The sequence below is a fragment of the Zoogloea sp. GDB6 genome, from assembly GCF_056724105.1.
Genome location: NZ_CM161497.1, coordinates 2002289 through 2020092, shown reverse-complemented (window position 1 = coordinate 2020092; position 17804 = coordinate 2002289). Strand labels below are relative to the sequence as shown.

Below are 17804 nucleotides of genomic sequence, written 5' to 3'. Positions count from 1 at the left end.
GAGCCTCAAGGGCTGACTGTCACGGCCAGCCCTTTCTGCCTCAGCCTGCCGGCGATCGATTCGAGTTCGTCGGCACTGAGCTGTTGAAGGTGAATTGCCTCAGGCTGAAAGGACTGACGGGCAAGGCCATATAGCAGCACACCCTTCAGGGAAGCCAAGCCCGCCTGCTCCAGCACCTCGACATAGCGGCCTACAAACTCCGCGGACGGCGCCTCGCCATCCCAGCGGACCATGCAGGTCTGCACCCAAGTCGGACATAGCGACGCACACAGCGCCAGCCGCCGTGCATGCGACTCGGGTCGAATACTGACGCCGTTGATGCGCGCAATATCGGCCTGCGTACCCGCGTCCAGCTTGAACCACACCTCCCCATCCGCCTCGGCGAGCAGGCGCAGCCCTGCCTGCACATCGGGCTTGTCCACCTGACTGCCATTGGTGATCAGGCGTATCGGCACGTGCGCCAACCCGGCTTCGTTGCGGATATGTACGACCTGCCTGACGATATTCGAGAAGGTCGTACAGCTCGTCGGCTCCCCGTTGCCCGAGAATGCGATGTCGCGAATCACGCGCGCCTCCTCCGGCACGTGCTCGACCATGAACTGGCCATAAGCCAATTCATGCAGGAAACCCGTCAGCTCACGCGCCAGCAGCGCCTCGTCGATCTCGGGCGCCGCACCGCGCACCAGGCCGGGAACCTGGCAATAGGCGCAGTGCCAGTTGCAAGCATTGTTCGGATTCAGGTTGATTCCCACCGAGACGCCCCGCGCCCGCCTGGACACGACCGGGTAAACATAGGTCATGTCGATGTAGCTGCGGTTGTGATCCGTCACGGTCAGCATCTGCTGCCTGGTGTTCATGGCACTATCCGGCTCCAAAAACGAGGCGCGTATAATACGGGACCTTTTTTGTTTACCCGGTGCTCCCCATGCGTATCACGCGCCGCCTGGAATTCGACGCGGGCCACCGCATCCCCGACCACGCCAGCCAATGCCGTCACCTGCACGGCCATCGTTACGGACTGGAGATCACCCTCTCCGGCGACATCATCCAGGCCGCCGGCACCCCGGTTAACGGCATGGTGATGGATTTTGCCGACGTGAAGGCCATCGCCAAGCAATATGTAGTGGATGTGTGGGATCACGCCTTCCTGGCCTATCGCCACGACACCGCAGTGGTGGACTTCCTGCAGAGCATGCCCGGCCACAAGACCGTCATCCTTGACGTAGTGCCGACTGCCGAGAACCTGGCCGCAGAGGCCTTCCGCATCCTCGATCCCCTCTACCGGGACAGCTACGGCAACCACCTGCGCCTCGAGCGCGTGCGCCTGTTCGAAACACCCAACTGCTGGGCCGACGCACTGCGCTCCGAGTAAGCCCAGGCATGGCGGCGCCAGGCAGCGCCGCCATGCCTGACTCCGGCTAGACGATCCGCACCGCCAGGCTGCCGACGCCTTCCACACCCGCCTCGATGAGGTCACCAGCCACGACGGGGCCAACGCCTTCCGGCGTGCCTGTAAAAATCAGATCGCCCGGCTCCAGCCGGAAATACGTGGACAAATTGGAGATAATCTCGGCCATCGACCAGATCATGTCCGACACGTCGCCCCTCTGACGGGACTCGCCGTTTACGTTCAGCCACACCTCGCCCTTGCCCGGATGCCCCACAACGGACGCCGGCACCAACGGGGAAATGGGCGCCGCCTGGTCGAACGCCTTGCCGAGCTCCCACGGACGCCCCTTGTCGCGCAGCGCAAACTGCAGGTCGCGACGCGTCATGTCGAGGCCAGCCCCGTAACCCCACACGTGGGACAAGGCCTCGTCCACGGGAATGTCCGCCCCGCTCTTGCCGATCGCCACGACGAGTTCGATCTCATGATGGAGATTGGCCGTCGCCTGCGGATAAGGCAGCTCGAGCGTCGCGCCCTGGGCCACCGGCACCACCGCATCAGCCGGCTTGCAGAAGAAGAACGGCGGCTCCCGCGTCGGGTCCGAGCCCATTTCACGGGCATGGGCGGCGTAGTTGCGCCCGACGCAATACACCCGGCGCACCGGGAAAGACGCATCCTTGCCGACCACCGGCACCACCACCACCGGCGGCGGAACAATTACGAAATCCATCCAGTCAATCCTTTCCACGTGTTCATCTTGTCCGCGTCCGATCGCGATGCCGGACCCTATTCGGGGGCGCGGTAACCGGTTACCACCCGTAGCCCGTGCTCCATCGCCACACTTTCTCCACCCTACCCACCACCGAGGAGACTGGCATGCCCAAGAAAATCCTGATGATCTGCGGCGACTTCTGTGAAGACTACGAAACCATGGTGCCGTTCCAGGCCCTGCTCGCCGTCGGCCACACCGTGCACGCCGTATGCCCCGACAAGAAGGCCGGTGACACCATCGCCACCGCCATTCATGACTTCGAGGGCGATCAGACCTACACCGAGAAGCGCGGCCACAATTTTGCCCTGAACGCGACCTTTGCCGACATCCGCGCCGAAGATTACGACGCGCTGGTGGTTCCTGGCGGGCGCGGGCCGGAATACCTGCGCATGTATCCGGCGGTCGTCGAAGCGGTCCGTCACTTCTTCACCGCCAACAAGCCGGTTGCCGCCATCTGCCATGGAGCCCAACTGCTGGCCGGAGCCCGAGTACTCGAAGGACGGACCTGCTCCGCCTACCCGGCCTGCCGGGCCGAAGTGGAACTGGCCGGCGGCACCTATGCCGACATCCCGGTGGACCAGGCCGTCACCGACGGCAACCTGGTCTCGGCCCCTGCCTGGCCGGCCCATCCGGCCTGGATCGCCCAGTTCCTGACGGTACTCGGCACGCGGATCAGCCACTGAGCCATCCCCTTCGGCGCGATGCCCCCACCCGGCCTAGAATGGCCTGGCGGGGGTGTTCCCGTTAACGGAGTCATCACAGCATGTGCCAGATCTTCATCAACGCCGACCCCGACCTATACGCCGGCCGCAGCCGCTCGATCCGCCTGCGCGGCGTTGCCACCAGCCTGCGCCTGGAAAACCTGTTCTGGAACGTGCTGGAGGAAATCAGCGAGCGGGACGGCCTCAGCGTTCCGCAGCTGGTCAGCAAACTTTACGACGAACTCATCGCAAGCGGCTGGCTCCACGAGCACGCGAACTTTAGCTCCTTCCTCCGTGTCTCCTGCATGCGCTACCTGCAGCTCCAGCTTTCCGGACGCATCCCCGCCGACACGGGCATACCGATCCGCAACCTGGACGCCAGCTGGGTGCTATCCGACGAACGACGCCCTAACGCCTGAAAGAACCGTGCGATGATCGACCTCCATTACTGGACCACGCCCAACGGCCACAAGATCACCCTCTTCCTGGAAGAATCCGGCCTGCCCTACCGCATCGTGCCGATCAACATCGGCAAGGGAGAGCAATTCCAGCCGGACTTCCTGCGCATCGCCCCCAACAACCGCATTCCCGCCATCGTCGACACCACGCCGGCGGATGGCGGCGAGCCGATCTCCATCTTCGAGTCCGGTGCCATCCTGCTGTACCTGGCCGAGAAGACCGGTCAGTTCCTGTCCTCCGACGCGCGTACCCGCATCACCACGCTGCAGTGGCTGTTCTGGCAGATGGGTGGCCTCGGACCGATGGCCGGGCAGAATCACCACTTCGTGCAGTACGCACCGCAGCCGATTCCCTACGCCATCGAACGCTACGTCAAGGAAACCGCCCGCCTCTATGCCGTCCTCGACAAGCAGCTGCAAGGCCGCGACTTCATCGCCGGCACCAACTATTCGATCGCCGACATGGCCTGCTATCCGTGGATCGTCCCGCACGAACGCCAGGGCCAGCGGCTGGAAGATTTCCCCAATCTGCAACGCTGGTTCGAGGCCATCCGGCAGCGTCCGGCAACCATCCGCGCCTATGCACTCGCCGAAAACATCAACAAGGCACCGACGGTAGATGACGAATCGAGGAAGATTCTTTTCGGTCAGGATGCTAAAACCGTAAACAAAGCGTGATGGGGCGACGGCACGGCCGGGTGCGCTTCCGGTAAAATCGCGGTTTCCTCTGAAGCCGCTTCTTTTTTCCGGGCCCAAGACCGCTTCACCCATCACCCGGCCCGCGTCCCGCTCCCATGACCGCTTCCATCGAACGCTTCGACCAGCTCGACCTCCAGGCCCCGATTCTCGAGGCCCTGGCCGAGATCGGCTACGAAACCCCCTCCCCCATCCAGGCCGCCTGCATCCCGCATCTGCTCGCCGGCCATGACATCCTCGGCGAAGCCCAGACCGGCACCGGCAAGACGGCCGCCTTCGCACTACCCGCCCTCGACCGCGTCGACATCGGCAAGCGCAGCCCGCAAGTGCTGGTGCTCGCCCCCACCCGCGAACTGGCCATCCAGGTGGCCGAAGCCTTCCAGCGCTACGCCAGCAAGATGCCGGGCTTCCATGTGCTGCCGATCTACGGCGGCCAGAGCATGGTCGTCCAGCTTCGCCAGTTGCAGCGCGGCGCCCACGTGGTGGTCGGCACGCCCGGCCGCGTGATGGACCACATCGAGCGCAAGAGCCTCAACCTCGACGGCCTGACCACGCTGGTCCTCGATGAAGCCGACGAAATGCTGCGCATGGGTTTCATCGACGACGTGGAGTGGATCCTCGAGCACATCCCTGCCGAGCGCCAGACCGCCCTGTTCTCGGCCACGATGCCGGACGCCATCCGCCGGGTTGCGCACCGCTACCTGCGCGAGCCGAAGGAAGTGAAGATCAAAGCGGCCACCGCCACCGTGTCCACGATCCGCCAGCGCTTCCTGCAGATCGCCGGAGCCCACAAGCTCGACGCGCTGACCCGCATCCTCGAAGTCGAAGACGACTTCGACGCCGCCATCGTCTTCGTGCGAACCAAGACCGCCACCGTCGAGCTGGCAGAAAAGCTGGAAGCCCGCGGCTACGCCGCCGCCTGCCTCAATGGCGACATGACCCAGCAGCTGCGCGAGCGGGTCATCGAGCAGCTCAAGAACGAAACCCTCGACATCGTCGTCGCCACCGACGTGGCCGCTCGCGGCATCGACGTGCCGCGCGTCAGCCACGTCATCAACTACGACATCCCGTACGACACCGAAGCCTACGTGCACCGCATCGGCCGTACCGGCCGTGCCGGCCGCGCCGGCAACGCGATCCTCTTCGTCGCCCCGCGGGAAAACCACCTGCTGCGCCAGATCGAGCGTGCCACCCGCCAGCCGATCGAACTACTTAAGCTGCCGAGCCGCGAAGCCGTCGCCGATAAGCGCGTCGCGGCCTTCCGGCAACAGGTTTCCGAGGTGCTGGAGTCCGAGGACCTGAACTTCTTCCTCGACGTGATCGCAGGCATGGAAGAGAAGCACGACGCCAGCATCCACGAGATCGCCGCCGCGCTGGCCTTCCTGGCCCAGAAGGACCGCCCGCTGCAGATGCCGGACACGGGCCGGCCCGACATCGCCCAGCTCGCCGCCGGCAAGCCCGAACCCCGTGCACCGCGCGACGCCCGCGAGCCGCGCGAGAACCGCGGCCAGATCCTCGAGCGCCGCCGCGATTTCGCAGAAGGCCGCCTGGCCCGTTACCGCATCGATGTGGGCCGCGAACACATGGCGTCGCCGAAGGACATCGTCGGCGCCATCGCCAACGAGGCCGGCATCGAGAGCCGCTTCATCGGCCAGATCAATCTCTTCGAGGACTACAGCACGGTCGAACTGCCGGCCGATCTGCCCAACGAGGTGGTCCAGATCCTGCGCCGCGCACGGGTCCGTCAGCAGCCGCTGAACCTCCGCCTGGCCAGCCCCGAGGAAGCCAGCCGCGAACGTGGTCGCCCGGGCCCCGGTGGGCCCGGCGGCCGTGGCGCTCCGCCGAAGAAGCCCTTCCGCAAGGAAGGCTTCAACCGTGACGGCGGCAATTTCAATCGCGAAGGTGGCGGTTTCAAACCGCGCAAGCCGAAGCCCTGATGCAATCCATCAGCATTTTCACCACCTGATCGATCACGGACGCCACCGCCACTCAGAACGCTTTGACAGGCTGGCATCCGTTGCATTCGCCCCACACTTCCACAAAGCCCCCTTCGTGAAGCCGCTAAGCGTCTGATAAAATGTAAAGTTACCGTCATCACCTGGTAACAATTACACATGTTCGGACGCCTGCTGCCCCAGGAGGGGCGCTTTTTTGAACTCTTCAACAGCCACGCGGAACAAATCGTCCGTGGCGGCGAAGCCCTTGTCGCGCTGATGCAGGATCTGGATGGCGCGGAACAACACATCGCCAACATCGAGGCGATCGAGCAAGCCGCAGACAAGATCACCCACGAAACCATCGCCCAACTCCACAAGAGCTTCATCACGCCACTCGACCGCGACGAAATCCACGGTCTCATCAACGCCATGGACGACATTCTCGACACCGTCCAGGACGTTGCCGAGTGCACCACGCTCTACCACATCCAGCGCATCACCCCGGAAGCCCTGCAACTGGCCAACGTCAGCCTGTCCTGTTGCACGCGGGTCAAGATCGTCGTCGGCCTGATCGCCAACATGGACAACGCCAGCGCGATCCTGCAGACCTGCCAGGAAATCGACCGCCTCGAAACCGACGCCGACCGCATCATGCGCGGCGCCATGTCCAAGCTCTTTCGTGACGAACGCGACGCACTGCAGGTCATGAAGCTCAAGGCCATCTACGAGCAGCTCGAATCCATCACCGATCGCTGTGAGGACGTCGCCAAGATCGTCGAAGGCATCGTGCTCGAAAACGCCTGAGCGCATCCATGGAACACGTACAGATCGGCCTGTGGGTCATTGCCGGGCTCGTGGTCGTCGCCCTGCTTTTCGACTTCATGAATGGCTTTCACGACGCCGCGAATGCCATCGCCACCGTCGTTTCCACCGGCGTGCTCAAGCCCCATCAGGCCGTAGCCTGGGCTGCCACCTTCAACTTCATTGCCTTGTTCGTCTTCCAGCTGAAGGTGGCCAGCACCGTCGGCAAGGGCATCATTGAGCCCTCGGCGGTGGACCACTACCTGATCTTCGGGGCCCTCGTCGGCGCCATCGCCTGGAACATCGTCACCTGGTACTACGGCATTCCGTCGAGTTCCTCCCACGCTCTCATCGGCGGCATCGTCGGCGCCGCGATTGCCAAGGCTGGCAACACCGGCACGCTGATCGGCGCAGGCATCTGGAAAACGGTCGCCTTCATCATCCTCTCGCCGCTTTTCGGTTACGTGCTCGGCTCGCTGATCCTCGTCATCGTCGCATGGGTGTGCCGCAACAAGACCCAGCGCCGGGTCGACAAATGGTTCCGGCGACTGCAACTCCTGTCGGCAGGCCTGTACAGCCTTGGGCACGGCGGTAACGATGCCCAGAAAACGGTCGGCATCATCTGGATGCTGCTGATCGCCGCCGGCGTGACCGCTCAGGGCGATCCGGTCCCGATGTGGGTCGTCGTACTGTGCTACATGGCCATCGGCCTTGGCACCCTGTTCGGCGGCTGGCGCATCGTCAAGACCATGGGGCAGCGCATCACCAAACTCAAGCCGGTGGGTGGCTTCTGCGCTGAGACTGGCGGCGCGATCACCCTGTTCATTGCCACCGCACTCGGCGTTCCGGTTTCCACGACCCATACCATCACCGGCGCCATCGTCGGCGTCGGCTCGGTGCGCCGTACCGCGGCCGTGCGCTGGGGGATTGCCGGCAGCATCGTGTGGGCCTGGATCCTGACCATTCCCTGCTCGGCGGTCATTGCCGCCGGCGGCTACTGGCTCGGTCGCGGCCTGCTGTAAGCAACGCAACTTGACGTCCGCGAGGAGAAGTCCGATCCTCGCGGCCTCAATCTGCTTGGCCCCGTCCAGTTCATGCCCGCTCCCACCCTGAAGCAGCAAAAGACCTTTGCCGTCGTCCGCATCGTCGGCGGCTTCGCCGCAGCTGCCGTGCTCGGCTACTCCTTCATCACCAACGTACTGGCCGGCCAACCCGCCGAAGGCCCGGTACTGCTGACCGGTGTCATGGCCCTGCTGGGCCTCGGTTACGCGGCCTACTACACCCGCAGCCTGGGACGCATCGCCGAGGCGGAAAAGCAGCGCGATCAATCGTGATCCGCTCGCCAGCCCTGCTGGGAGGGCTGCTGGCCAGCCTCGCCCTGCTCGCCGGTTGCGCCACCGGCAACACCCCCGTCGAATCCCGCCCATCCCCCCGGCTTCCTCCGCCGGTTGAGCCCACGCTGCCCACGCGCCCCTTGCCGGCACCGGACATCCCCCGCCCGATTCCGCAAACCGTGCCGGCAATGCCGCCCGCAGCACTGCCGATCGCACCGAAGCCACCCCAGACCACCGTCCCCGTCGCCAACCTAGGCGAACGTGAAGGGCGAGCGCTGGTGGCCCGCTTCATTCCGCCGGGCGCCAAGGATCGCGACGGCTGGGCTGCCGACATCTTCACGGCCTTCTCGACGCTGCGCATCCCGCCGACACCGGACAACATCTGCGCCGCCATCGCCGTCATCGAACAGGAGTCCAGCTTCCAGGCCGACCCCGCGGTGCCCGGCCTGTCGCACATCGTGTGGAAGGAAATCGACAGCCGGCGCGAACGTGTGCATCTGCCCAAGCTGCTGGTGGACACCGCTTTCCTGAAGACCTCGCCGGACGGCCGCAGCTACAAGGCAAGGGTCGATGCGCTGCGCACAGAGAAGCAGATGAATGCCCTCTTCGAGGACATGATCTCCGAGTTGCCCAATGGCAAGTCCCTGCTCGGCGGCTACAACCCGGTGCGCACCGGCGGCCCGATGCAGGTCAGTGTCGCCTTCGCCGAGGAGCAGGTGCGGGAGAAACCCTATCCTTACCCACGCCAGGGCAGCGTACGCACCGAGGTGTTCACACGCCGGGGTGGCGTCTATTTCGGCATCGCGATCCTGCTCGACTATCCTGCGCCCTACGGCAAGATCCTGTATCGCTTCGCCGACTTCAACGCCGGCCGCTACAGCAGCCGTAACGTCGCCTTCCAGAACGCCGTGGTCCGCCTCAGCGGCCAGCCGATGGCACTGGACGGCGACCTGCTGCGCTACGTGGACGGAGCCCCGTCAACGGAACCGAGCACGACACTGACGACCCTGCAGTCCATTGCCGGACGCCTCGGCATGTCCCGTACGGACATTGCGCGCGACCTGCGCCTCGAGAAGACCTGGCAGTTCGCACAGACACCGCTCTACGCCAAGGTCTTTGCCCTCGCCGAGGCCTCGGGCGCCCGCCTGCCGCGGGAGATGCTGCCGCAGATCGACCTAAAGAGCCCGAAGATTCAGCGCAAGCTGACGACCGCCTGGTTTGCCGAACGGGTGGACGGCCGCCATCGCACCTGCCTGGGACGCAATCTGTCGGCGCTACCCTGAGCGCACATCGCGCAAATCTTCCTTGATCCGGCCCATACGGAAAAGTACGGACCGGCTTTACAATCGAGTACAGCTTGGACCACGGGAGCGTGGTCTAATCTGCACTAAAACGATTACCAAGGGAGAAAAGTCAATGAGTTTCCAGGATCAATACGCCGCCAAGCGAACCACCGCCGCAGAAGCGATCCGTCATATCCGCAACGGTGACACCGTCGTCGTACCGACCGCCGTCGCCGAGCCGCCCGCGCTGCTCGGCGCCCTCTCCGAGCAGCGGCGTGACTTCCACGACGTGAAGGTGTCGCAGATCCTCTCCGTACGCAAGTTCGGCTACCTCGATCCGAGCACCGCCGAGCACGTCCGCCACGTCGCCTACTTCTTCAGTGGCGCCACCCGCCCCGGCTTCCGCGAAGGGGTCGTGGATTTCACGCCCAGCTATTTCTCCGAGATGCCGCAGCTGATCGACCGTGGCCTGATGCCAGCGGAAGTCGTGTTCACGCAGGTCTCGCCGATGGACAAGCACGGCTATTTCTCGCTGGGCATTGCCGCCGACTACACGATGGCCGCGATCCGCAAGGCACGAGCGGTTATTGTCGAAGTCAATCCGAACGTGCCCTACGCCTTCGGCAACTGCCACATTCACATTTCCCAGATCACTGCGCTGGTCGAGAATGAAGAGCCGATCCTCGAGGTCGGCCTGCCGACCATCGGACCGGTGCAGGAAGCCATCGGCAAGTATGTCGCGGATCTCATCGACGACGGCTCCACGCTGCAGATCGGCTACGGCGGCATTCCTGACGCGGTGGTGATGCAGCTGACCCATAAGCACGATCTCGGCATCCACACCGAGATGATCGGCGACGGCATCCTGACCCTCATCGAAGCCGGCGCAGTCACCAACCGCCGCAAGAACTACCTGCCCAACAAGATGGTCGCGACCTTCGCGCTCGGCTCCAAGAAGCTCTATAGCTGGATGGACCGCAACCCGATGTTCGAGATGCATCCGGTGGACTACACCAACGATCCCTACCTGGCCGGCCAGAACAACAACCTCATCGCCATCAACGCGACACTGGAAATCGACTTCCTTGGCCAATGCGGCTCCGAGAGCCTGGGTCCGATCCCCTACTCCGGCACCGGCGGCCAGTCCGACTTCGTGCGTGCAGCCAACCGTTCGAACGGCGGCAAGGCCTTCATCGTGCTGCCCTCCACCGCCAAGGATGGTGCGATCTCCCGCATCGTGCCGACCCTCACGCCGGGCACCCACGTGTCCACTAGCAAGAACGATATCAACTACGTCGTCACTGAGTATGGCGTCGCCCAGCTCCGCGGCAAGACGGCCAAACAGCGCGCCCAGGCCCTGATCGGCATCGCGCATCCGGACTTCCGCGAGGAACTGACCGCCGCAGCCCGGAAGATGCACTTGGTGTAAACAAGAAATGCCGTCCCGGCCTTGGGCTGGAACGGCATTCGCTGCAAGCTCTCAGGGCTGCAAGCGCTGGCCGCATCACGCGACCGGCTCTTGCAGCCCTCTTCATTGCCGCTCAAGGAATCTCGTACTCCAGTTCGAACTTGGCTCCGTCATCCAGGCCCAGCACTTCAACCAGATAAGGCATCACCTTCTTCAATGTTTCCGGCAGCGTCCACGGCGGATTGATGATAAACAAGCCACTGCCGTGCATGCCGAAGCCGTCTTCCGACGGTTTCTGCACGTCCAGGCTCACGTTCAGCCAACTGGTGATCGGCAGGCGCTTGAGCTTGTCGGCCAGTTCCCGCGACTGCATCGACTGCAGCTTCGGGTACCACACCACGTAGGTGCCGGTCGCAAAGCGACGCAGGCTCTCCTTCAGCATCGAAATCACCGTCCGGTAGTCGGTCTTCACCTCGTACGGCGGGTCGATCAGGACCAGCGCCCGGCGACTCGGCGGCGGCAGGAAGGCATTGATGCCGGTAAAGCCGTCCTGCTCGAGGATCAGCGCCTTACTCCCGGAGCTCTCGAAGGTCTGCTGCAACAGCCGGTTGTCGGCCGGATGCAGCTCGAACAACCGCATGCGGTCATCCGGCCGCAGGATCGCCGCAGCGCAGCACGGAGAACCGGGGTACAGACGCAGACGGCCGTCCGTGTTCAGATCACGCACGACTTTCAGGTATTCCCGCAGCTCTTTCGGCACATCCTTGCGACCGAGGAGGCGCGCGACGCCCTCTTCATATTCCGCGTTCTTGCGTGCAAACGCCTCCTCGAGGGAATAGCAGCCGGCACCGGCATGGGTGTCTATATACCAGTAAGGCTTGTCCTTCTGGTTGAAGTATTCCAGCAACTGGACAAGCACGAAGTGCTTGAGCACGTCGGCGTGGTTGCCTGCGTGGAAGGCATGGCGGTAACTCAGCATGGCGGATGCACCCGGCAACGGGACGAAAGATCAGGGGCGCGATGTTAACACCTCGCCCGCCCTGCCGCCTCTCCAACGATCACTCCGGCGCGTCGTATTTGCGGCGCGAGCCACGGAAACGGTCGACCGGATACTTGGCGGCATTCTTCACCAGCTTGGTGCGGGCTGCGGCCTCAAGATCGATACCGGCCCGATCCGCGATCAGGAGCAAGTACAGCAACACATCCGCACATTCGTCCTCCAGCGCCTCTCGCCCGTACAGATCAAGTGGCAATGCGGCGATCTCGTCGTCGCTCTTCCATTGCGTCAGCTCCAGCAACTCGCCGGCCTCCAGGTTGAGGGACACGATCAGATTGCGCAGGGAATGGAACTGGGACCAATCCCGCTCATCCCTAAACGCCAACACCAGCCGTGTCAGTTCATCCAGCTCCGCCATTTCCATCCTTTCATCAAGAAAACGCCAAGGCAGCACCGCTGTGACCGGCATTTTTCAACGCATTTTGGCAAGAATGCTAAGCCCTTATTTCGGCACGGGAAATGTATCAAAACGCTACGCTTTCCCCTTGCACTGGACCGTCACCCTGTTATTATGGCGCGCTCTTTGGCCGGCCATTCGGCGGCACGGTCGAGACTCAACTAAAACAGGAAAGCATATGCCGATTTACCGCCTCGGAGAGCGCGCTCCACAACTGGAGGAGGGGGTCTGGATCGCGGACAACGCCACCGTCATCGGTGACGTGCATCTCGGCCCCAATGTCAACGTGTGGTTCGGCGCGATTCTGCGCGGCGACAACGACCCGATCAACGTCGGCGAGAACACCAACATCCAGGATGGCGCTGTTCTTCACACCGACGACGGTGTGCCGCTCGACATCGCCCGTGACGTTACGATCGGCCACAAGGCCATGCTCCACGGCTGTACGGTCGGGGAAGGCACGTTGATCGGCATCAACGCGGTCGTCCTCAACCGGGCCGTGATCGGCAAGCACTGTCTGATTGGTGCCAACTCGCTGATCCCGGAGGGCAAGGTCATCCCCGATCGATCGCTGGTCTGCGGCTCGCCCGGACGGATCATTCGCGAACTCACCGACCACGAAATCGGACGCCTCAAGGCGAGCGCCGACGGCTACGTGAAAAACGCGCTCCGATACCAGGCCGAGTTGGTGGAACTCAAGGACGAGTGAACCTGAGCAGCAAGCCCGTGACTTGCTCAGAACAACGTGAGCATGACCGGCTGGTGGTCTGACGCTGCTGTGGCCTGATTGACGGCTACCGAGTCGATCTTGTCCACCAGATCGGTGCTGACGAAAAAGAAGTCGCAGCAATAGGGCCGATCCGGCCACTCTGCCCCGTTGAGGCCGACTGAGCACAAATGCGGGATGTCGCCGTAGCAAGCGGGCCATGCGTCGGCCCATTCAGGGCCAGCTTGGCCCTTCAGCGTCATGCGGTAATACGCCTGGCTACCCGGTTCGCAATTGAAGTCACCGCAGATGATGGCCGACAGCGGACGTGGCCAACTGCGGAACGGGGAATCTTCATCGGCCGCCTCGCCCTGAGGCTGCCCGGCCACGCTTTCCCGCACCTCACGGATCTCGGCCTGCAACTCGCGCAGGGCGTCGATCTGCGCCGAACGCTGCACCACGGAGTAATACTCCAGATGCGTGTTCAAGACCCGGATCGGCCCCGCCGGCCCGGATACAACCACTTCCAGGCACACCCGCGGCATGCTCGGCACACCGGCATCCGGCGGGCGCGGCAGGCTGTGACGGAACACCTGCCCCACGGGCAAGCGGGACAAAGTCAAATTGCCGAAAAGGTTACGGCCACCAGCGCCGTCCGGCATATCCACGCCGGCGGCGAAATGCGCGCTGTAACCCGGAAATGCAGCAGCCAGCACCGCAACCTGATCCACTGGCGTCTGCCCCTGCAGGGCCGCGAAGCCTACGGCCACCTCCTGCAGACACAACACGTCGAACTCACCCAGCATGCGGATCGCCGCAATACTGCGGACAAGGTCCACCTCGCCATCAGCGCCCCGTCCCCACTGAATGTTCCAGCTCAGTACCTTCATAGACAAGCCTGTTCTCCATGATTTCCGACCCGCGACCACCACATATCCCGAATCGGTTTTTCGCAGAATAGCAAAGCTGTCATCGCACCTCCCTCCATATCCTCGCGGCTCCGTGCTCAAATCCCGCAAAGCGTTCAAGTGGCTGATCAAAGCGGGATTTTTGTCACGCTCGGAACTGACCCGAAAATTGCCCCCACACCTAAAGTGAGGCCGACAGATGCCGTTAAGCTTTCGGACTTCGCCTATTCCATCGAACCTATGAGCACCCCCCAGGAACTAGTCGCCTGTGTCGAGAAGCTTGCGAGCCTGCCCGCGATCTACCACCGCATCCGGGACATCCTCGACGACCCTGACAGCTCGGTCCAGCAACTGGCCGAAACGGTATCCAGCGATCCGGCCATCACTGCCCGGGTGCTGCGCATCGTTAACAGCGCCTTGTACGGATTCCCGGGCAAGATCGAGACAGTGGTGCGAGCGGTCAACCTGATGGGCATGCAGCAGATTCACGACCTCATCCTGAGTACCGCCGTCATCTCCGCCTTATCGTCGATTCAACCGCCGCAGCTACCCTTGATGCGCTTCTGGAAAGGCTGCGTGTTCCGCGGCCTGGCCGCCCGTTCTGCGGCTCAACGGCTCGGCGTCGGTGATCCGGAACGCCTGTTCATCGAAGGCCTGCTCGCCGATATCGGCCATCTGGTGATGTATCAGGCCGTGCCCGACCTCTGCCGGACAGCACTTGAGAAGGCGCAGAGCAGCGGCCTTCCTCTCTACGAGACGGAGCAGTCCATCATCGGCTGCAACCATGCCGAAGTCGGTGCGGCGCTGGCCTCCGCCTGGAGCCTGCCTCCCAGCTTCGCGACCGTCATCGGAGCGCAGTTGATGCCGGCCCTCGGTGGCTCGCATGCCACCGAAGCCGCACTGCTGCATGTAGCGAATCAGATCCAGGCAACCGACGAGTTCGACGAGCCTGACCAGATCGCACTCGGTCTGCTGGACCCCGTCGCCATTGCGCGGCTCGACATAGATGCATCACAACTTGCCGCGGTCCGGGCTCAGGCCCGGAGCGAATCACCGGCGGTCATCGCCCTCTTCTTCCCGACTCAGCCCTGAGCCCACTTCAGGCCAGCCTGAAAGCGGTTTCGAGGGCGTCGCCGACCCTGAGCTGCTCTCGCCATACAAGGGTTGTGGTCGGCTCCATGCTGCCGTAGCGATGGGAAACCCAACCCACCATCGGCTCCTCCACGTCCTGCAGGATGCTGACAGTCCAATCCAGCGGTAGCGTCATGCGCAGACACATCGGTCCGGTGGCGATCATCGTGCGCGGCGTCAGCGCTGTCAGAACTCCGCGTGGACGCGTACCGCGAAGAAGTTGGCCGGCCCCCGGTCGGCGTTGTAGCCCGGGTTCCACATGCGTTGTGCGTCCGCAGTCACGTAGAGGCTTTTCCACACATTGAAACTGTAGTACGCCTCGACGATCTGCTCCGGCTGGTAGTTCAGGCCGCCGTCGCCGAGAAAGAAGGACAGGCCTCCTGCCTCCAGGTAGCGACGGCGGTCCAGGGACAGGGCATTGCGGGCATAGCCGACCCCGACCGTATCCGCTGCACGCCCCCAGCGGTTGCCCTTCAAGGACAAGCCGGTGCCGATCGAGCTATCGGTTTCGGTGAATGCGAAGGTCTCACTGCGCCCGTCGGCCTTCATCGCACGCAGGAAGAAACCCAGGTCGGTGGAGATCGCCTGCTCCAGGTTGATCCCCAGGCCGAACTTGATCTGATCGCCATGGCGCACAGCCAGGATCGCCTGCGGGTCCGCATCCGGATTGGCACGCAGATAGGCTAGCGCGTCATCGAAGCGGGCCAGCCGTGCCCGGTTGCGCCAGGCCAGCACGCGTAGCTTGCCGGGCTGGCCATACAGCGTGTGGGCGCGCTCCACCTCGATCTGGTCGCCATAGTGCTTGCCGATGCGCGAATCGATGGGGAGCATGTTGGGCTCCTGCGGGCCCGTCATCCGGCCGATGCGCACCGCCCAGTCATCCTGGTACCACTCGAGCGCATAACCCCAGCCGAAACCCCGCGCGTCGGCGGCGTAGTCGTAGGCCAGCGGCGCCATGAACGCAGCGTTCATGAAATGCACGCGGGGATCCTTGGCGTAGATGTTGTCGTCAAACACATCGAGCAACGAGAAATTGCCAACCGTCAGCACCACACGGTTCTTGTCCACGAAGCCCGCCATCTGGTTCAGGTCGGCGTCCTGATGCTCCTGCTCGCCGCCCAGCCCCCAGGTCTGGCGCAGGAACAGGCGCTGACGGTAGGACTTCGGGCGGGAGCCGGCGGTCCGCGTCAGCTCCCCGTTGGTGAATGCCGCGGTTCCCTCCAGGTTGGAAAACGGCCGCCCCTGGGTTTCCTCGCCGTTGAAGTACAGCTCGCCGCCAGTCCATGGGCGGAAGCCCAGGAAGGCGGTGGCGGTCGCCGTGTAGCTCTTGTCGTGGTCGGCGGTCAGACTGTTGCGGCCACTGTAGTCGGCATGGAAGGCCGGCTTGTTCTGCCACACGTAGGTCGTCTGGAAACGGGCGGTCCACGCCTCGGTATCGATGGATTCGGCGTGGGCCTGGACCGGCAGGTACAAGCTGGCGAGAACCGCAGCAGCCAGCGCGGCCAGGGGCTGATGAGCCCCACGCAGAGGGGCGGCAAACAGTTGAAAAGACATGGGGCAAGGTCCGGCAAGCACGTGAAGCCGGGCAGAACCCGGCTTCGTGGAATGAAGGGTCGGCGGATTGTATGACTGTAATGTTACGGTTCATGGAGCCGGCACGAAGGGCCGGATCCAGCGGAGTTCAATCCGTCAGATGGCCGAGAATGGGGTTGAGCATCGCCGCACCGAGACATTTGCTGCGCTCGCCGCTCCAGCCACTCAGGCCGTCCGGCAGGTTCGCATTGTCCTTGAACGGCATCTCCAGGGTCAGGGACACGCAGCCGAAGCGGTGGGCCACCCATTTCGAGGCGAGGCTTAGCAATTCGTCCTTGAAACGCCCGCTGAGATAGCCGTGCTCGGTCTGGAAGTCCGGGCTCGCCGCCTGGAAACGCTCGACGAAGCGCGCCTGGCGGGCCTTCTGTTCATCCGAGAAACCCGGCACCTCCTCGGCGGTGGAAAAGAACACATAGGGCAGCGCTTCGTCCCCATGGATGTCGAGGAAAAGTTCGACGCCCCTCGCCTCCATCGCCTGGCGCACCAGCAATACCTCAGGGCTGCGCTCGGCGCTCGGCTCGCGCCACTCCCGGTTGAGGTTGGCTCCGGCCGCGTTGGTACGCAGGTTGCCGCGGATCGCTCCGTCCGGGTTCATGTTCGGCACGATGTACAGCACCGCGTGTTCGCGGATGCGGCGGGCCACCGGATCGGCCGCGTCGAGCAGGCGTTCCAGCAGGCCCTCAACGAACCACTCGGCCATGCTCTCGCCCGGATGCTGGCGCGCGATGATCCACAGCGGCTGCTTGCCCGGCGCGGCGCGGCCGACGGTAACCAGGTCCAGGTCTCGCCCATCCACCGTCGCCCCCAGGTTCGTCACCGACGCAAACGGCGACATTTCGACCCGCCCCAGCAGATCCAGGTGGCGCTCATGGGAATACGGCTCGAAGTAGGCGTAGTAGACGCTGTTACGCTCCGGCGTGTGCTCAACGATCAGTTGCCCGTTCTCATAACAGGTCGAGCTGATGCGGAACCAGTGGCGGCGGTCGTAGGACGCCACGCAGCGGTAGTCCGGCCAGCCGTCCGGGTAGGCGGCGTCGGCGGCGTTCTCGAACACCATCCGCACGCCCTGCCCCGCTGCGCCATGCAGACGGAAATGGAACCACTGGCGGAAGGCCCCGTCGCCAGCCACGCCCTGGTCGGCACGCAGGCGCAGGCGGATGTCGTCCGGGCGCTCCACGGACAGCACCTCGATGGCGCCGGAGTCGAAGTTGCTGCTGATTCTGAGGGTCATGGCT

At 63.8% G+C, this 17804-nt stretch carries 20 protein-coding genes; 12 read left to right on the top strand and 8 right to left on the bottom strand.

The genetic code is table 11. The features are described 5' to 3' along the window. Positions 1–5 precede the first annotated feature (5 nt). Positions 6–857, bottom strand: coding sequence for a radical SAM protein (locus tag AC1PQG_RS09235; protein WP_481122276.1), 852 nt, complete (start codon positions 855–857; stop codon positions 6–8). A 68-nt stretch (positions 858–925) separates the two neighbouring features. On the opposite strand from AC1PQG_RS09235, the gene queD reads away from it, so the two are divergent. Continuing rightward, positions 926–1372 (top strand): 6-carboxytetrahydropterin synthase QueD, encoded by a 447-nt coding sequence (gene queD / locus AC1PQG_RS09230; protein WP_481114638.1) that lies wholly within the window; start codon positions 926–928, stop codon positions 1370–1372. 46 nt (positions 1373–1418) lie between these two features. Here queD and AC1PQG_RS09225 read toward each other — a convergent pair whose 3' ends face one another. Then, a complete protein-coding gene (locus AC1PQG_RS09225; RefSeq protein ID WP_481122275.1) occupies positions 1419–2117 on the bottom strand; it encodes a fumarylacetoacetate hydrolase family protein in 699 nt (232 codons plus the stop codon). Positions 2118–2263: 146 nt separating this feature from the next. Here AC1PQG_RS09225 and AC1PQG_RS09220 point away from each other — a divergent pair, with 146 nt between their 5' ends. From AC1PQG_RS09220 to AC1PQG_RS09180, 9 genes are all read left to right on the top strand, one after another. Further along, positions 2264–2842 (top strand): DJ-1/PfpI family protein, encoded by a 579-nt coding sequence (locus AC1PQG_RS09220; protein WP_374483422.1) that lies wholly within the window; start codon positions 2264–2266, stop codon positions 2840–2842. Positions 2843–2922: 80 nt separating this feature from the next. After that, positions 2923–3279, top strand: a complete 357-nt coding sequence (locus tag AC1PQG_RS09215; RefSeq protein ID WP_481122274.1) for a ribbon-helix-helix domain-containing protein — start codon at positions 2923–2925, stop codon at positions 3277–3279. Positions 3280–3291: 12 nt separating this feature from the next. Then, entirely contained in the window at positions 3292–3996 is a 705-nt protein-coding gene (locus tag AC1PQG_RS09210) for a glutathione binding-like protein (protein ID WP_481122273.1), read from the top strand. 116 nt (positions 3997–4112) lie between these two features. Then, on the top strand, positions 4113–5951 hold the full coding sequence (locus tag AC1PQG_RS09205) for a DEAD/DEAH box helicase (RefSeq protein WP_481122272.1): 1839 nt from the start codon (positions 4113–4115) through the stop codon (positions 5949–5951). Positions 5952–6128: 177 nt separating this feature from the next. Continuing rightward, the gene (locus AC1PQG_RS09200; protein WP_079434981.1) at positions 6129–6755 is read left to right on the top strand and encodes a DUF47 domain-containing protein; all 627 of its coding nucleotides are present in this window, start codon (positions 6129–6131) and stop codon (positions 6753–6755) included. A gap of 8 nt (positions 6756–6763) precedes the next feature. Next, positions 6764–7774: an inorganic phosphate transporter gene (locus AC1PQG_RS09195; RefSeq protein WP_481122271.1), complete on the top strand. Its 1011-nt coding sequence runs from the start codon at positions 6764–6766 to the stop codon at positions 7772–7774. A 72-nt stretch (positions 7775–7846) separates the two neighbouring features. Further along, positions 7847–8086: a hypothetical protein gene (locus tag AC1PQG_RS09190; RefSeq protein WP_481122270.1), complete on the top strand. Its 240-nt coding sequence runs from the start codon at positions 7847–7849 to the stop codon at positions 8084–8086. Then, positions 8083–9369, top strand: coding sequence for a DUF1615 domain-containing protein (locus tag AC1PQG_RS09185; protein ID WP_481122269.1), 1287 nt, complete (start codon positions 8083–8085; stop codon positions 9367–9369). Before AC1PQG_RS09190 ends, AC1PQG_RS09185 begins: the two co-directional genes overlap by 4 nt. Before the next feature lie 133 nt (positions 9370–9502). After that, positions 9503–10798, top strand: coding sequence for an acetyl-CoA hydrolase/transferase family protein (locus AC1PQG_RS09180; protein WP_481122268.1), 1296 nt, complete (start codon positions 9503–9505; stop codon positions 10796–10798). A 112-nt stretch (positions 10799–10910) separates the two neighbouring features. On the opposite strand, the gene AC1PQG_RS09175 is transcribed toward AC1PQG_RS09180, so the two are convergent. Continuing rightward, positions 10911–11756, bottom strand: coding sequence for a 23S rRNA (adenine(2030)-N(6))-methyltransferase RlmJ (locus AC1PQG_RS09175; RefSeq protein ID WP_481122267.1), 846 nt, complete (start codon positions 11754–11756; stop codon positions 10911–10913). A gap of 79 nt (positions 11757–11835) precedes the next feature. After that, positions 11836–12192, bottom strand: a complete 357-nt coding sequence (locus AC1PQG_RS09170) for a nucleotide pyrophosphohydrolase (RefSeq protein WP_481122266.1) — start codon at positions 12190–12192, stop codon at positions 11836–11838. A gap of 217 nt (positions 12193–12409) precedes the next feature. Here AC1PQG_RS09170 and AC1PQG_RS09165 point away from each other — a divergent pair, with 217 nt between their 5' ends. Beyond that, positions 12410–12940 carry a gamma carbonic anhydrase family protein gene (locus AC1PQG_RS09165; protein ID WP_481122265.1) on the top strand — a complete coding sequence of 177 codons (531 nt, stop codon included), beginning with the start codon at positions 12410–12412 and terminating at the stop codon, positions 12938–12940. A 26-nt stretch (positions 12941–12966) separates the two neighbouring features. Here AC1PQG_RS09165 and AC1PQG_RS09160 read toward each other — a convergent pair whose 3' ends face one another. Beyond that, on the bottom strand, positions 12967–13827 hold the full coding sequence (locus AC1PQG_RS09160) for an endonuclease/exonuclease/phosphatase family protein (protein ID WP_481122991.1): 861 nt from the start codon (positions 13825–13827) through the stop codon (positions 12967–12969). A gap of 138 nt (positions 13828–13965) precedes the next feature. Between AC1PQG_RS09160 and AC1PQG_RS09155 the strand changes: the two genes are divergently transcribed. Next, complete coding sequence (locus AC1PQG_RS09155; RefSeq protein ID WP_481122264.1) at positions 13966–14937, top strand: HDOD domain-containing protein; 972 nt, start codon at positions 13966–13968, stop codon at positions 14935–14937. 7 nt (positions 14938–14944) lie between these two features. Here AC1PQG_RS09155 and AC1PQG_RS09150 read toward each other — a convergent pair whose 3' ends face one another. From AC1PQG_RS09150 to AC1PQG_RS09140, 3 genes are all read right to left on the bottom strand, one after another. Further along, complete coding sequence (locus tag AC1PQG_RS09150; RefSeq protein ID WP_481122263.1) at positions 14945–15112, bottom strand: hypothetical protein; 168 nt, start codon at positions 15110–15112, stop codon at positions 14945–14947. Positions 15113–15162: 50 nt separating this feature from the next. Further along, a complete protein-coding gene (locus AC1PQG_RS09145) occupies positions 15163–16530 on the bottom strand; it encodes a carbohydrate porin (RefSeq protein WP_481122262.1) in 1368 nt (455 codons plus the stop codon). A 127-nt stretch (positions 16531–16657) separates the two neighbouring features. After that, a complete protein-coding gene (locus AC1PQG_RS09140) occupies positions 16658–17800 on the bottom strand; it encodes a M14 family metallopeptidase (RefSeq protein WP_481122261.1) in 1143 nt (380 codons plus the stop codon). Between the last annotated feature and the right edge of the window lie 4 nt (positions 17801–17804).